The sequence below is a fragment of the Sphingobium sp. SA916 genome, from assembly GCF_002894065.1.
Taxonomy (GTDB): domain Bacteria; phylum Pseudomonadota; class Alphaproteobacteria; order Sphingomonadales; family Sphingomonadaceae; genus Sphingobium; species Sphingobium fuliginis.
The window spans coordinates 1-14,817 of sequence record NZ_LXYF01000085.1 but is presented as its reverse complement, the minus strand read 5'-3'; the positions used below and the strand labels follow the sequence as shown (position 1 = coordinate 14,817).

At 64.7% G+C, this 14,817-nt stretch carries 12 protein-coding genes and 1 pseudogene; 5 read left to right on the top strand and 8 right to left on the bottom strand.

From position 1 onward, the window contains the following. Nucleotides 1-8: 8 nt before the first annotated feature. Nucleotides 9-2,381 carry a glycoside hydrolase family 3 N-terminal domain-containing protein gene (locus tag A8G00_RS22180; RefSeq protein WP_103001706.1) on the bottom strand — a complete coding sequence of 791 codons (2,373 nt, stop codon included), beginning with the start codon at nt 2,379-2,381 and terminating at the stop codon, nt 9-11. After that, nucleotides 2,378-4,753 (bottom strand): glycoside hydrolase family 3 N-terminal domain-containing protein, encoded by a 2,376-nt coding sequence (locus A8G00_RS22175; RefSeq protein WP_103001705.1) that lies wholly within the window; start codon nt 4,751-4,753, stop codon nt 2,378-2,380. Before A8G00_RS22175 ends, A8G00_RS22180 begins: the two co-directional genes overlap by 4 nt. 159 nt (nt 4,754-4,912) lie before the next feature. On the opposite strand from A8G00_RS22175, the gene A8G00_RS22170 reads away from it, so the two are divergent. Both A8G00_RS22170 and A8G00_RS22165 read left to right on the top strand, forming a co-directional pair. After that, on the top strand, nt 4,913-7,045 hold the full coding sequence (locus A8G00_RS22170; RefSeq protein WP_103001704.1) for an alpha-glucuronidase family glycosyl hydrolase: 2,133 nt from the start codon (nt 4,913-4,915) through the stop codon (nt 7,043-7,045). Nucleotides 7,046-7,085: 40 nt separating this feature from the next. Next, entirely contained in the window at nt 7,086-8,126 is a 1,041-nt protein-coding gene (locus A8G00_RS22165) for a LacI family DNA-binding transcriptional regulator (RefSeq protein WP_103001703.1), read from the top strand. 77 nt (nt 8,127-8,203) lie between these two features. On the opposite strand, the gene A8G00_RS22160 is transcribed toward A8G00_RS22165, so the two are convergent. Beyond that, complete coding sequence (locus A8G00_RS22160) at nt 8,204-8,617, bottom strand: MarR family winged helix-turn-helix transcriptional regulator (protein WP_099186732.1); 414 nt, start codon at nt 8,615-8,617, stop codon at nt 8,204-8,206. 698 nt (nt 8,618-9,315) lie between these two features. On the opposite strand from A8G00_RS22160, the gene A8G00_RS22155 reads away from it, so the two are divergent. From A8G00_RS22155 to A8G00_RS22145, 3 genes are all read left to right on the top strand, one after another. Beyond that, nucleotides 9,316-10,185 carry a ThuA domain-containing protein gene (locus tag A8G00_RS22155; protein WP_253258058.1) on the top strand — a complete coding sequence of 290 codons (870 nt, stop codon included), beginning with the start codon at nt 9,316-9,318 and terminating at the stop codon, nt 10,183-10,185. A 70-nt stretch (nt 10,186-10,255) separates the two neighbouring features. Next, the gene (locus tag A8G00_RS22150; protein ID WP_103001702.1) at nt 10,256-11,242 is read left to right on the top strand and encodes an RraA family protein; all 987 of its coding nucleotides are present in this window, start codon (nt 10,256-10,258) and stop codon (nt 11,240-11,242) included. A gap of 55 nt (nt 11,243-11,297) precedes the next feature. Then, nucleotides 11,298-11,732, top strand: coding sequence for a hypothetical protein (locus A8G00_RS22145; RefSeq protein ID WP_044662922.1), 435 nt, complete (start codon nt 11,298-11,300; stop codon nt 11,730-11,732). A gap of 237 nt (nt 11,733-11,969) precedes the next feature. On the opposite strand, the gene A8G00_RS22140 is transcribed toward A8G00_RS22145, so the two are convergent. From A8G00_RS22140 to A8G00_RS22125, 5 genes and pseudogenes are all read right to left on the bottom strand, one after another. After that, on the bottom strand, nt 11,970-12,476 hold the full coding sequence (locus A8G00_RS22140) for a hypothetical protein (protein WP_216365655.1): 507 nt from the start codon (nt 12,474-12,476) through the stop codon (nt 11,970-11,972). 33 nt (nt 12,477-12,509) lie between these two features. Beyond that, nucleotides 12,510-12,704: a zeta toxin family protein gene (locus tag A8G00_RS25945; protein ID WP_216365654.1), complete on the bottom strand. Its 195-nt coding sequence runs from the start codon at nt 12,702-12,704 to the stop codon at nt 12,510-12,512. Then, the gene (locus A8G00_RS22135) at nt 12,616-13,053 is read right to left on the bottom strand and encodes a hypothetical protein (protein ID WP_216365656.1); all 438 of its coding nucleotides are present in this window, start codon (nt 13,051-13,053) and stop codon (nt 12,616-12,618) included. The genes A8G00_RS25945 and A8G00_RS22135 overlap by 89 nt, the downstream gene beginning before the upstream one ends. Before the next feature lie 282 nt (nt 13,054-13,335). Next, nucleotides 13,336-14,373, bottom strand: a complete 1,038-nt coding sequence (locus A8G00_RS22130; RefSeq protein ID WP_253258061.1) for a TonB-dependent receptor — start codon at nt 14,371-14,373, stop codon at nt 13,336-13,338. 56 nt (nt 14,374-14,429) lie between these two features. Continuing rightward, nucleotides 14,430-14,582: pseudogene (locus A8G00_RS22125) on the bottom strand (DUF736 domain-containing protein); the annotation flags it as partial. Nucleotides 14,583-14,817: the final 235 nt, after the last annotated feature.

Below are 14,817 nucleotides of genomic sequence, written 5' to 3'. Positions count from 1 at the left end.
GATCCTGTTCAGATGATTTCGAGCGTGGTTTTCTGGAGATTTTCGCTGTCCGGCCCGGTCATGACGTCGAACAGGCCGGGTTCGACCACTTCCTCCATGTCGAGATTCCAGAGCGCGAAGGCGGCGGGGCCCAGCGTCATGCGCACGGCGCGGCTCTCGCCGGGGGCCAGCGTTATGCGTTCGAAGCCCTTCAGTTCCCTGATCGGCCGGGTGACGCTGGCGGTCTGGTCGCGAACGTAAAGCTGCACGACCGCATCCCCTGCCCTCTGCCCGGCATTGCGGACGTCGACCTCCACCGTCACCTCGCCGCCCGTGCCGATGCGCGGCGACGACAGGCGGGGCGGCCCGAATTCGAAATGCGTGTAGCTGAGGCCGAAGCCGAAGGGGAAGAGCGGCGAAATATCCTCGAACACATAGCCGCGCCGGGCCGATGGCTTGCGGTTGTAGAAGATCGGTATCTGCCCCGCGTCGCGCGCCACCGCGACGGGCAGCTTCGCGCCGGGATTGACGTCCCCGAACAGGATGTCGGCCATGGCGGTGCCGCCCTCCTGCCCCGGATACCAGCACTCCAGCAGCGCATTGGCGCCCTCCGCAACCGTGGGATAGCTGGGCGGGCGGCCGTTGATGGCGCACACCACCACCGGCTTGCCGGTCGCCTTCAGCGCGGCGAACAGGTCGTTCTGCTCGCCCAGCAGGTCCAGGCTCGTGCGGTCGCCCAGATGGTTCTTCGCAAAGCCTTCCCGGCTGGTCTGTTCCGTGTCGCCGATGGCGAGCAGGACGATGTCCGCCGTCTTCGCGACCTCGACCGCCTGCGCGATCAGGGCGCGGTTCTCCGCCGGATCGGCCAGCAGCACCTCGTCCGCAGAGCGATCCTCGCTCCGCGTGATGAAGACGCCCTGGGCGTGGACGACCTCCGCCTTGCCCTTGAGCTTCGCCTGCACGCCCTCCAGCAGGGAGACGGTCTGGCGCGGGACGCTGCTATAACCGCCCAGTCGCGCAATGGCGGCATTGGGACCGATCACCGCAACCCGCCGGTGCGCGCCGGGCGTGAGCGGCAGCGTGCCGTCATTGCCGAGCAGCACGATGGAGCGATGCGCCGCCTTCAGCGCCAGCGCGCGCGCCTCCGCATTGCCGGTCAGCCGCTCATGATCCTTGCGCGGCCAGGGATTTTCGAACAGGCCCGCGCGGAACTTGAGCGTCAGCATCCGGGTGCAGGCCAGATCGACCGCCTCCAGCGGCACCTTGCCCGCGCGGACTTGTTCGACGAGCGTCCGATAGGTCTGGCCATCGGGCAGTTCGCAATCGACGCCCGCCCGCAGCGCGGCGCGTGCCGCTGCCTCCGGGTCGGGCTGGACATGGTGGATGCTGTCCAGTTCGTGGACCGCCCCATAGTCGCTGACGACGGCGCCGTCGAAACGCCATTCGCCGCGCAATATGTCGTTCAGCAGCCAGCGGTTCTGGTGCGAAGGCACGCCGTCTATCTCATTATAGGACGGCATGACGGCGGCGATGCCGGTGCGCTTCACCACCTCCCGGAAGGGTGGAAAGAAATTCTCGCGCAGTTCCCGTTCGGAGATCGGCGCGGGCGCGATATTCTCGCCGCTCTGGGGTTGGCCGTGGCCGGTCATGTGCTTGAGCGTCGCCATGACCTTGTCCGGGCCGATCCGGCTGCTCTCGCCCTGAAGGCCGCGCACGGCGGCCACGCCCATCTCGGCGCAGAGATAGGGGTCTTCACCGAAGGTCTCCTCGATCCGGCCCCAGCGCGGGTCCCGGGCAATGTCCACCACCGGCGACAGCGCCAGATGGACGCCGCGAGCCCGCACCTCGCGAGCGATGACCGACTGGACATCCTCCATCAACTGGCGGTCGAAACTGCCCGCGAGCCCGATCGCCATGGGGAACATGGTCGCCCCTGTCGCCATGAGCCCGTGCAGCGCCTCCTCATGGAACAGCACCGGGATGCCGAGCCGCGTCTCCTCCGTCGCCCATTTCTGGACGGCGGTGATGAAGGCGACGGTATCGGCCGGCGTCCGCCAGCGCGCGCCCACGCCGCCCGCCTGGGTCGATCCGTTCGGCGCGCCGCGGCGGTCGGACGGGCGGGTGATCTGGCCGAAGCCGTCGGGATAGGCCTTGCTCGCCTTGGCGGGAGAGAAGGTCAGATCGTCCATGATGTCGGCCTTGGTCGCCCAGAGCGCGATGATCTGGCCAACCTTCTCCTCCAGCGTCATGCGCGCCAGCAGATCCCTGACGCGCAGGTCGATGGGGGCGGAAGCATCCTTGTAGAGCGGCCCGCCCCTCCCCTTCGCGGCGGCGGGCGCGGCGGCGAGCAGCGAGGTCGAAGCGAGCAGGCCCAGCGCCTGCCGGCGCGCGAAACCGTTCATGGTACCACCGTCAGCGTTGCCGATTTGAGCGCGACCGAACTGTTGCCGGTCATGATCTCGAAATCGCCCGGCTCGACCACGCGGTCCATATGATCGTTCCACATCCGCAGCGCCTCCGGCCCGACCGTGAAGGTCACCGTGCGAACCTCGCCGGGCTTCAGCGTCACGCGCTGAAATCCCTTCAGCTCCTTGATCGGCCGGGTGACGGAACTGACCTTGTCCCGCACATATAATTGGACGACCTCGTCGCCCTCTCGCAGGCCGCCATTGCGCACGTCGACCGAGACGCTGGCGGTGCCGCCGACGCCGATCTTCGCGGTCGACAGTCGCGGCGCGGACAGGTCGAAGCTCGTATAGCTGAGGCCGAAACCGAAGGGGTAGAGCGGATCGGTCGTATCGAAGAGATAGCCGCGCCGCGCGCTGGGCTTCGCATTGTAGAACATCGGCAATTGTCCCGCCGAGCGCGGGATGGTCACCGGCAGCTTGCCGCCCGGATTGACGTCCCCGAACAGCACGTCCGCCACGGCATGGCCGCCCTGCTCGCCCAGATACCAGCCCTCCAGAATGGCGTCCGCCTGTTCCGAAACCTTGACGGTGGAGGCAGGGCGGCCGTTGATGAGCACCACGGCGATCGGCTTGCCCAGCGCCTTCAGCGCGTCGAACAGGTCCTGCTGCTCGCCCACCAGGTCCAGGCTGGGCCGGTCGCCCAGATGATTGTCGGCCCAGCCTTCGCGGCTCGACTGTTCCGTGTCGCCCAGCGTCAGGACGATGCGATCGGCATGACGGGCCGCCTCGACCGCCTGCGCGATCAGGCGGCGGTTTTCGGCGGGATCGGACCGGACGACCTTGTCGGCCCACCAATCGTCATTCTCCGTGATCCTGACGCCCTGCGCGAAGACGATCTTCGCCCGGGTTCCGACTTTGGCCCTGATGCCTTCGAGGATCGAGACGCTATGCGGCGGCTGGCCATAATAGCCGCCCAGCCGCGCCACGGCGGCGCTGGGGCCGATGACGGCGATGCTGCCCTCCGGCTTCAGCGGCAGCATGCCGTCATTCTTGAGCAGGGTGATGGAGCGCTGCGCCGCCTTGAGCGCCAATGCGCGGGCCTGCGCATTATTGGTGATCTTCTCCGACGCCGTCGCATCGGCATAGGGATTTTCGAACAGGCCCGCGCGGAATTTCAGTTCCAGCATGCGCCGCACGGCGCGGTCGACCAGCGCCTCGCTGATCCTGCCCTCGCGCACCTGCCGGCCGAGCGTCGCATAGGAGAGGCCATCGGGCAGGTCCGCATCCACGCCCGCATCCAGTGCGCGCCCCGCCGCCTGTTCCAGATCGCCGGCAATATGGTGGATGCTCATCAACTGGTCGATCGCCGAATAGTCGCTGACCACCGCGCCCCTGAAGCCCCATTCGCCGCGCAGCACATCGCGCAGCAGCCAGCGATTGGCGTGGGAGGGCACGCCGTCGATTTCATTATAGCTGGCCATCACCGCCTCGATCCCGGTGCGTTTCACCACCTGTTCGAAGGGCGGAAAGAAATTCTCGCGCAGTTCGCGTTCGGAAACCGGCGCAGGACCGACATTGGTGCCGCTTTCGGGCTGGCCATGGCCTGTCAGATGCTTGAGCGTCGCGAACACCTTGCCCGGCGGCAGCAGGCGCGAACGCCCCTTGCCCTGCAGCCCCTCGACAGCGGCCACCCCCATTTCTCCGACCAGATAGGGGTCTTCGCCATAGGTTTCCTCGATCCGGCCCCAGCGTGGATCGCGGGCGATGTCGACCACGGGGGAAAGGACGAGGCTGACGCCGCGCGAGCGGATTTCGCGGGCGATGACGGCATTCACCTCACGCAGCATGTCAGGGTCCCAGGATGAGGCCAGGGCAATCGACTGCGGAAAGCTGGTAGCGCCAACAGCCGCATAGCCGTGCAGTCCTTCCTCATGGAACAGGATCGGAATGCCCAGCCGCGTCCGCGTCGTCGCCCAGCGTTGCAGCGCATTGACCAGCGCCACTGTCTGGCGCGGATTTCGGCCGGGAACTTCGCGGGGGGAATAGGCCCCCTTGGCATCGGACGGGCGCGTGAACTGCCCCATGCCATGGGGAAAGATCTGCGCCAGTTTCGATGGGTCGAGCTGCAACCTCTCATCGAAAATCTTGACCTTGTCGGTCCACACCGCCGTGATCTGGGCGATTTTCTCCTCCAGCGTCATGCGGGAGAGCAGATCGTCGACCCGCGATTCGATGGGGGCGGAAGCATCCTTGTAGAGCGGACGCGCGCCCGTCGACGCAGGCGCCGCCAGAACGGGGACGGCGGGCGTCGCGACCGTCAGCGTCAGCAGCGAAACCGCGCCCAACAGCTTGCGGAACCGGATCACGAAACAGCCTCTCCCCTTTTTTTGCGGCGGCTTCCAGCTTTTTGCTTGCCGCATCCCAACTGATAGCGTTATCATTGCTCAGACAAGAGCGGCCTGTCAATGCCCTTCGATCCGAAGCGTCGGTTCGGGCGAAGACGGGAAGGAGAGGAAAGGGGATCTATGTTCGCGCGTCTGTTCTGCTGGACCGTCGCCACCGCCGTGATGACGGCGCCCGCCATGGCGGAGGACGGCTATGATCTGTGGCTGCGGCACGAAAAGGTGCAGGATGGCGGCAATCTGGCGCGGCACGCCACGGCGGTCGTTGCGCCGGGCCGCGGTGCGACTGCGCTGGCCGCCCGCGATGAATTGATGCGCGGCCTTGCGGGCGCGAATGGCGCGGCGCCGGCGCTGGCTGACAAGCCCATGAATGGCGCGATCTGGCTGGCGACTCCGGCTTCCGCCCCCGATCTGCCGGTGAAGCTCGATGGGCTGGGCGAAGAGGGCTATGCCATTCGCTCGGTCATGCTGGACGGCCAGTCCGTGACGGTGATCGCGGCCAATGGCGATGCCGGACTTCTTTATGGGGCCTATGCCTATTTGCGGCTGGCGGAAACGGGCGCCCCGCTGGACCGGCTCGACATCCGCAGCGCGCCGCGCATGAAGCTGCGCTTGCTCAACCATTGGGACAATCTGGATGGCACGGTGGAGCGCGGCTATGCCGGGCAATCCATCTGGGACTGGTGGCGCCTGCCCGACTGGAAGGGGCCGCGATACACCGACTATGCCCGCGCCAATGCCTCCATCGGCATCAACGGCACGGTGCTCAACAATGTGAACGCCAGGTCCGACAGCCTGACCGCGCCCTATATCGCCAAGGCGGCGGCGCTGGCGGACGTGTTCCGGCCCTATGGCATCAAGGTCTATCTGTCGGTGAAATGGACCGCGCCGATGGAGCTGTCCGGCCTCGGGACCGCCGATCCGCTCGACCCGGCAGTCGCCGCCTGGTGGAAGGCGAAGGCCGACGAAATCTACAGGGCCATTCCCGATTTCGGCGGCTTCCTGGTGAAGGCGAACAGCGAAGGGCAGCCGGGGCCGCAGGATTACAGGCGCACCCATGCCGATGGCGCGAACATGCTGGCCGCGGCCGTGAAGCCGCATGGCGGCATCGTGATGTGGCGCGCCTTCGTCTATGCGCATGACAATCCGGACGACCGCGCCAAGCAGGCCTATAACGACTTCAAGCCGCTGGACGGCCAGTTCGCGGACAATGTGCTGGTGCAGGTGAAGAACGGCGCGATCGACTTCCAGCCGCGCGAACCCTTCCATCCTCTGTTCGGCGCCATGCCCCGGACGCCGCTGATGATGGAATTCCAGATCACCAAGGAATATCTGGGCCAGTCGACCCACCTCACCTATCTCGGCCCCTTGTTCGAGGAGACGCTGAAAAGCGACACCTTCGCCCGCGGCAAGGGGTCGACCGTGGCCAGGGTGATCGACGGGTCGCTGGAGGGCCACAGGCTGACCGGCATTGCCGGCGTCGCCAATATCGGCGCCGACCGCGACTGGAGCGGATCGATCTTCAACCAGGCGGACTGGTATGCCTTCGGCCGCCTTGCCTGGGACCCGGATTTGTCGGCGGAGGCGATCGCACGCGAATGGGCGGCGCAGACTTTCTCGACGGATGCGAAGGTGGTCGATCCGGTCGTCGCCATGATGATGGGATCCCGGGAGGCGGCGGTCGACTATATGACCCCGCTCGGCCTGTCCCATGTCATGGGCACCGGCCATCATTACGGCCCGGCTCCCTGGATTTCAGAGCTTGCCCGGCCCGAATGGAACCCGGTCTATTATCACAAGGCGGACGCGCAGGGGATCGGCTTCGACCGGACGAGGACCGGCAGCAACGCCATCGCCCAATATGCCCCGCCGGTCGCCAGGATGCTCGCCAACCCGAAGACGACGCCGGAACGCGACCTCCTCTGGTTCCACCATGTCGGCTGGGATGCGAAGCTGAAATCGGGCGAAACCCTGTGGAACGGCCTCATCCGACATTATGACGCGGGGGTCGCCTATGTCGCGGCCATGCGCAGGACGTGGGACAGCCTGCGCCCCTATGTCGATGCGGAACGCTTCGCCCAGACGCAGTCCTTCCTCGGCATCCAGCATCGCGAGGCGAAATGGTGGCGCGATGCCAGCATCGCCTATTTCCAGACGCGGTCCAAACGCCCGCTGCCGGCGGGCACGGCACCGCCGGAACATGATCTGAACTGGTACAAATCGCTCGCTTTCCCCTATGCGCCGGGCAATCCATGACTGGCTTTCAAGGGCCGCAAAGGCTAGGCGGTGAACGACCATGAACGAACGTAAGCCGCCGACAATCCGGGAAGTCGCAGCGCGGGCCGGCGTGTCCGTGATGACCGTGTCGCGCGTCGCGAACAAGCAGAGCTGGGTCAGCCCCCAGACCCGAGCCCGGGTGGAAAAGGCGATCGCGGAACTGAACTATGCGCCCAATGTCTCCGCCCGGGCGCTGGCCGGGGGCGACGACCGGCGAGTGGCGCTGCTTTACCGCAATACGACGACCTCCGCCTATCTGGGCGAACTGTTGCTGGGCGGGCTGGACGAGGCGGCGAAGCATCACCTCCACCTGGTGGTGGAACAGTGCGAGATGGGCGCCACGGCGGAGGACATCGTCGCCCAGGTCCTTCAGGCGCGCGTTTCCGGCGTCATCGTGCCGCCGCCGCTGTGCGACTGGGACGAACTGGCGCAGGCTCTCGGGCGGCAGGGCATTCCCTGGGTCGCGATCGCGCCGGACGAGAACCATGGCATGATGGTGGTCGCGATAGACGACCGCCAGGCCGCGAGCGAGATGACGCGGCATCTGATCGACCTCGGCCACCGCCGCATCGCCTTCATCCAGGGCAATTCCCAGCACCGTTCCAGCGCGCGACGGCTGGAGGGCTTTCGCGTCGCCATGACCGCGCAAGGCCTGCCGGTTGAGGAAGATTATATCGTCGAGGGCGATTTCAGCTACCGGTCCGGGCTGGAGGCGGCGGCGCATCTGCTGAGCCTGAAGACGCCGCCGACAGCGATCTTCGCCTGCAACGACGATATGGCCGCGGCGACCATCACCATCGCGCATCAGCGTCAGATCAGCGTGCCGGCCGATCTGACGGTCTGCGGTTTCGACGACACGCCGCTTGCCGCCGCGATCTGGCCCACGCTCACCACCATCCGCCAGCCGATTCGCGACATGAGCCGGGCCGCCATGACCCTGCTGGCGGATGCCATGAAGGGCGGGGAAGAAGTGGACGGGCGGGGGTTGGCGCGAATGGACTACAGCCTGGTCCGCCGGCAATCCGACGCGGTTCCGCGCCTGCACCACCGACGTGGGTAGCGGGCTGGGCCCGCAAGCCATGTCCTGCCGCAAGGGCTGGAGCAGCTTTCCACCGCTATCATGGGAGCTGAAATTTCCTAGGCAAAGCGCGCCAGCAACTGGTTGAGCAGCGGACGCAAGCGGCGGATCTCATCGCGATGCGTGGCCGACAGCTTCGCCAGCAGGTCCAGCGCGTCCGGCGTCAATTGCAATTGCGCGCGCCGCCGGTCCGTGGCGCTGGCATGGCGCGTCACCAGCCCCAGCTTTTCCAGCCGGTCGACCAGCCCCGTCGCGCTGTGGGGCTTTAGCAACAGCCGCCGTGCGACATAGCCGACGGTCGCATCCTCGGCCGGCGCAGCGCGCAGGGCGAGCAAGGCCTGATGCTGCTGCGGGGTGAGTCCCACCCTGGCCGCCCGCTCGCTGCTGAACGCCTGAAACTGTCGCAGAGCGAAGCGGAATTCCGCCAGCGCCGCATAATCTTCATCCTGCAATATGGCGCCGTCTGCTTCCATCTGACCTTCATCTTCATATATCGCATCGCGATTTGATCGCGCAGCCTGAGAGCATCAAAGAAGGATTTGCATGATTCGGGAACCCCCGCGTCGGTCCCGGCGCGATTTCTACCGGCGGCAGAGGAACATCGGCGCGTGCGGGCGATCTGCGGTTAGCCCGCCGGACTGACGGCGTCATTGAAATAAGGCATGGCCACATAAGTGATCAGGCCATTGGCAGATCCCACCCGCTCTTCCGAAAAGGCATTCATCGCCTTCGCGGTCAGCCAGGCATTGCGGAGGCTTTCCCCTCCCCGGTAAGGACGGCCAAGCAGACACTTCCAAATCGCGATCAGCCATGGTTCGCTCCGACTAAAGGCGTTCAGGCTGTGGAGTGAATGCCTTCAAGCCAAGATCCGGCACAAGATGGCCGGTAGAAGCGGCATGATCTGCTCTGTCTCAGCCAGTGGCAGACGCGCGTGCACCAACACTCCCCGAACAACTCCAAGACATGATCGCAGGAAATATGCGGCGGGGTCTTGGTATGTCCATCACTTTGTGGCAGATCATATAGGATAGGATCGACCGAGAGAGTCGCGATACATATCTTTGCTGGTGAGGATGAGTTGAAAGGGACGTTCACGAGCTGGGCCCGCAAGGTCCGCAATATGGCTGCTCCGCCGGGCAGGAAGCGAAGCCATTCCCGTACTCCGCGCCCGGTGGGTGCGGCGCTGGCGGCCATGGCGGTCGCTTTCCTGTTGCCGATGCCGGCTGGAACGGCGCCCTTGCCGCCCGTGCGCATCCTGCTATTCGCGGGACCGAAGCAGCATGGCGCGCCCGGCCGCCATGAATATGAGAAGGACCTGCGCGAACTGGCCTGGCTGCTCGAACATTCCGGCGCGGCGCGAGAGGTGAAGACGCAGGTCATCGTCGGAGAAAAGCCGCGGGATCTGGCAATGCTGGAGGCGGCCGACGCCATCGTGATCGACGGCAATGGCGACTGGCTGAAGCGCGAAACCGGCGCGATCTTCCAGCAATATGCCGAAACGGACGGTCTGGGCTATAATGCCGAGACCAGTGCCGCGCTCAAGGGTTTCGACGCGCTTCTGAAGCGCAGGAAGACGGGGCTGGTCGTCTATCATTATACGATGTTCGTCGATAACCGGGCAGGCCGCCTCTATCTGAACGATTGGCTGGGCGGCGTCTGGATTCCCTATGTCTCGCACAATCCCGTCGACACATGGGCGATCAGGCCGATCCCCGGCAAGCATCCGATCCTGCGCGGGGTCAAGCCCTGGACGCCGCGGGAGGAAATGTACGCGCGCTATTTCCTGCCCGACAACCCCCGCCGCACCCCGTTGCTCACCGCCCGGCCGTCACAGGCGGCCAATGGCACCGGCGGTCCGGTCGCCTGGGCCTATGAGCGGCCCGACGGCGGACGTTCGGTCGTGTGGGGCGGCAACGACTTCCATGACAACATGCACCTCTATCCGCAGCAACGCCGGTTCCTGGTGAATGGAATACTGTGGGCCGCAGGGGTCGAGGTGCCGCGCGGCGGCGCGAACGACCAGATGCCGCCGGAATTCTAGAATGGAAGGTCCGACCGGCCGCCGCGCGGATCGGCGCTGCACCACGCACAGGATAGGGAGATACCGAGCCATGGGATTCGACCGGCGGCTGAAGGGCGCCGCCCTCGCCTTCGCGGCCATGCTGCTGCCGCAGCACGCGCTGGCCGAGGAAGGCTTCTTCACGCGCGAACAGGTGATCCGCCATACGCCGGCCTGGACCGGCGAACGCTTTCCGGACGGACGGCCGAAGGTCCCCGACGACATTCTGGAGCGGATGCGGGAAGTCACTCTGGAGGAAGCCTGGGCGACGCTGCGCAGCGCCGGCTTCAACCATCAATATGAGGATGGCTGGCTGTCCATCTTCCCCGACAAGGTGTTGGTCGGTCGGGCGCTGACCTCCCAATGGCTGCCCGGCCGCCCGGACATCCAGACCGTACTGGAAAAGCAGGGCGCCGACGACGGACGCAAGGGCGCCATGAACGCCTGGCCGGTCGACATGCTGCAAAAGGGCGACGTCTATGTCAGCGACCATTTCGGGCTGAAGCAGGACGGCCCATCGATCGGCGACAATGTCGGCAACGCCATCTACGCCCGCAGCGGCAACGGCGTCGTCTATGACGGCGCGGTGCGCGACATCAACGGCCTCAGGGAACTGCCGAATTTCGTTTCCTTCGTCCGCTCCTACGATCCGTCGCATCATTTCGGCGCCATGGCGACGGGCGCGCGGCTCAATTCGACGATGGTGGGCATCAACGGTCCGATCCGCATCGGCAAGGCGACCGCCATGCCCGGCGATGTCGTGCTGGGCCGGGACGGCGGCGTGCTGTTCATCCCGCCGCAACTGGCCGAAAAGGTGGTGAAGCTGTCGGAGAATACGCGGCTGCGCGATATGTTCGGCCATATGCGCCTGCGCGAAGGCAGATATACCGCCGGCCAGATCGACACCCGCTGGACCGACGCGATCGAGGCGGACTTCTTCGCCTGGCTCCAGGCCAATCAGAACAAGCTGCCCGTGAAGCCCGACGCCGTAAGGCAGATCATCCGCGATCATGAAGCGGGCATCCCCTATGAGGGATGACCGGCCCGCAACCCACCCTTCCCCCCGAAAATGCTTGAGAAAGGCTCCCGCCGTCATGGACTTCCGCCTCCCCTTCGCCACCCTCCTCAGTCTCTGCCTGGCCGGGGCCGCCCAAGCCGCCACACCCGCCGAAGTGGTCGCCCGTCATGTCGAGAGCATGAAAGCCGGCAAGCTGCAGCCGATCATGGACGATTATTCCGCGGACACCGTCGTCGTGACTCCCCAGGGGCTGGTCGCGGATCAGGCGCCGGCCAAGGGGCCGGGCATCTATTCGGGTCAGGCGCAGGCGCGGCGCGTCTTCACGACGCTGACCGACAAGGATCATCATCCCGGCATCAAGGCGATGGAAACGACCATCGAACCGGCCGGCCCGGACAGCGTCATCCTGCATTGGGTCCAGTTCAAGGGGCAGCCCCAGCAGGTCTCGGGCAAGGACGCCTTCATCGTGCGCGACGACAAGATCGTGTTCCAGGCCATCTTCGTCGACTGACCGCAGCGCCGGCGGACAGTACCGGCCTCAGCGCGACCGGACCGCAAGGTTCGACCGCGGTTCAGGCGGCGATCGGTGGGACATTTTCCTCGAATTCAGTCTGCTGAACCGAAGTCGCCGCCATAGCCCATTTGCGCGTAGACACGGACGGGTTGCGAATGCGGCAGGCTTTGACCTGCCTGTTCCAGCTATTCGCATGCAAATATCAACAGCCGTTCCCGATCAACTGCCCCTTCATCAGGCGAGCGGGCTCACGACGTCGAGCCACTCGGTGATGGCCAGTGGGACCTTGTCCGCGCCATCCCGCAGGTCATAAAGCGCTTCGCCGCCAAGCTGGACCCGGCACACGGTGAAGGCCCGCTTTTCGTCACGGCTGTTGTCCGTCAATATGGAGGCGTCGGCCACGCCCAGCGCGTGCGATATGGCCTTCTGCGTCCTGGGAAACCGCGAGACGAGTTTGCCGGTGTCGACGCCGTGGCCATGTTCAAGCACGCGCTGGCTGACGCGCAATATGGACAGATCGGCGTTCGAAAGACCGACGAAAAACAGCAGGACGAAATAACCCGCCGCCTGAAGATCGGTTATCGTGTCGAGTTTCGAGGCGACCGTGCCGTCAGGCCGCTCTTCCCAATGGCTGAAGACGGTTTCGGTTGCGAATGGCACCTTCTCGGCCATGGCATGCGCGGCGAACGCCTTCACGCCATTTTGCGCCACCTGCATCCAGCCGAGGTTTGTGTCGCGCAATTCCTGCGCCCAGTCCACAAGCGATCCGTCCCCCTAGGCTTCCGGCAGAATCGAAAGCATCATGCGATCCGCGTTCAGCAGCGGCAGCTGGAGCTTTTGCGCAAGAATCTTGCGCCATATCGTCGATTTGCCCGACCCGTTATGACCGGCCAGAATGATCGCGAGCGGCTTGTCGGTCCTGACCTGTGCGGAAAGTATCTGGTCTACCGCGCCCTTGAGCGCCGTCACGCAATTCTTGAAACTTGCCGTCGACAAGTTGGCCGCGACTCACCTGTCCGTTGAGCTTACGGATGACGATCTTGGGATTATCTTCAGCAACCGAATAGAGCGGCACATTCTTGCGCTGAGGAATAGCCACCCCGCCCCGCACGATACGGGCCGCGGCACGCTCCAACGCCTGGGAGCTGCGCTTGACATTATCCTTGACGAGCGCGGCCGACGGCTTCTGGGCACTGACGGTCACATTACCCAGTTTGGTGGTGACCGTCCGCGTGCGCTTCGAGCCCGCAGGCCCGATGATAATCCCGGTCTTTCCGTCGCGCATGCTCGCCGAAGCCATTTTGCTCTGCTTTGCCATAAGCCCGATATAGCTCTTCCGCAGATCAAGTTCCAGCCGTCATGATCGCCAGGAAATCCATCGGATCGTCCTCATGCAAAAGCGCGCGCGCCGCCTCATGGAGGGTAACGCGCATCGCGGGGTGTATCACCCAAGTCTCGAACATGGCCTATCCCAGCTTGATCGCCATGTGCGCCCGGCCCCGACAGGAATGTTTCTTTCATGGCGGGGACTGAGGGATCATGAGGAGCGCAGGTCGCCCGCGGCCACGCAAGAGCCGCTTGTGACCGCGGGCGGAAAGGATCAATATTTGAAGCCGACCTTGAAGAAGATGGTGCGCGGCGGGTTCTGAGCGCCTTGCAGCAGCAAGGTGCCCGCATAGGGCCCGGCCTTGATGGCCGTGCCGATCGGGGTGAGCGTGGAATAATAAAATTCATTGCCGATGTTGCGCGCCGTCAGCGTGAAATCCCACCGCTTGTCAGCAGTCTGGAAACCGATGAAGGCATTTAGGAAATGCTTCGAACCGATCCGATATTGGGGATTGTTGAGCTGGTCGGAGAAATAGCCGGTCTGCCAGTTGACGCTGCCGCCGAACTTGATCGCGCCCAGCCCCTCAATCGGGATCGAATAGTCGGCGGACGCGAAATATTGCCATTTCGGCTGGCCGGGAAATTGCTTGCCCGTATAGTTATAGGCGGGAACGGTGCCCAGCGCCGGCGCCGAATAATCGTCATATTCGGTTGTCAGATAGGTGACATTGAAAGCCAGCGACAGATTGTTGGTCGGCTCTGCCGAGGTTTCCAGTTCGAAGCCCTGCGTGTGCGCTGACGGCGCATTGCCGCGCGTGCTGACATAGGTGCCGGAGATCGGACTGAACGCCGACACCGCTGTCTGCAGATCCTTATAGTCGTTATAGAAACCTGTCGCGTTGACCCTCAGCCGGCGATCGAACCAGTCGGTCTTGAATCCGATCTCGAACGCATTGACCGTCTCAGGATCATAGGGCAGCGCGGTGGCAAGGTTAAGCGCGCGGTTGTTGAAGCCGCCCGCGTCGAAACCCTTGGCATAGTTGGCGAACAGGAAGATCGTCGGCGTTGCCTGGTAGGAAATGCCTGCCTTCGGCGTGAACGCATGCCAGGTCTTCTTGTTGAGCACGCCGCTATTGTCGAAATTTACCTGCGTCGCGGCGACAGTGACGCCCAGCGCGGGGATCGCGCCGCCTGTCTTCACCTGCGGATAGAACGTCGGATCGATCGGATGGCCGTCCAGGTCATAGTTGACGCCCTGAAAATCGAATGCGCGCCGGATGCTGATATAGCGCCCGCCGGCGGTCAGCGTCAGCCGGTCGGTCAGGCGATAATTGGCCTGGAGATAGGCTGAATAATTATACGTTACGGTCTTGCCGATCTGAGGGCGATGACTTCATAGGCGGGCGCCCTGGGATTCATGCTCTCGACCTTGCGCAGCCCGCTCCGGGGGAGATCGATCGTGCGGGTGGCGATGCGGCCTTCGAGGCGACCGTTGATTTCACGAACTTCAACGATGTTCATTGACTTGACCTTTCATTCTGTCGCCCGAAACCCATTTTTCGGCGACAAAAATCTGAGATCCCTCTCTTCTCTGATCCCGGCGGCGCGGCTGGACGCGTCCGCCTCCGCATCGGCACGACCTCTCCAGACCAAGGTCCCCATTCGCGCGCGTGTATCGCCCACTGACAGCCGCGCGATGTCTCCCCCCCCCCCCCCCCCCCCCCCCCCCCCCGGGGGGGAACCCCCCCCGGGGCCG

Bases quoted from the DNA above. Each gene is read 5' to 3' on its own strand.
- A8G00_RS22135 (WP_216365656.1), bottom strand. From the start codon at position 13,053: ATGGCAAAGCAGAGCAAAATGGCTTCGGCGAGCATGCGCGACGGAAAG.
- A8G00_RS22145 (WP_044662922.1), top strand. From the start codon at position 11,298: ATGGACTTCCGCCTCCCCTTCGCCACCCTCCTCAGTCTCTGCCTGGCC.
- A8G00_RS22165 (WP_103001703.1), top strand. From the start codon at position 7,086: ATGAACGAACGTAAGCCGCCGACAATCCGGGAAGTCGCAGCGCGGGCC.
- A8G00_RS22180 (WP_103001706.1), bottom strand. From the start codon at position 2,381: ATGAACGGTTTCGCGCGCCGGCAGGCGCTGGGCCTGCTCGCTTCGACC.
- A8G00_RS22160 (WP_099186732.1), bottom strand. From the start codon at position 8,617: ATGGAAGCAGACGGCGCCATATTGCAGGATGAAGATTATGCGGCGCTG.
- A8G00_RS22150 (WP_103001702.1), top strand. From the start codon at position 10,256: ATGGGATTCGACCGGCGGCTGAAGGGCGCCGCCCTCGCCTTCGCGGCC.
- A8G00_RS22170 (WP_103001704.1), top strand. From the start codon at position 4,913: ATGTTCGCGCGTCTGTTCTGCTGGACCGTCGCCACCGCCGTGATGACG.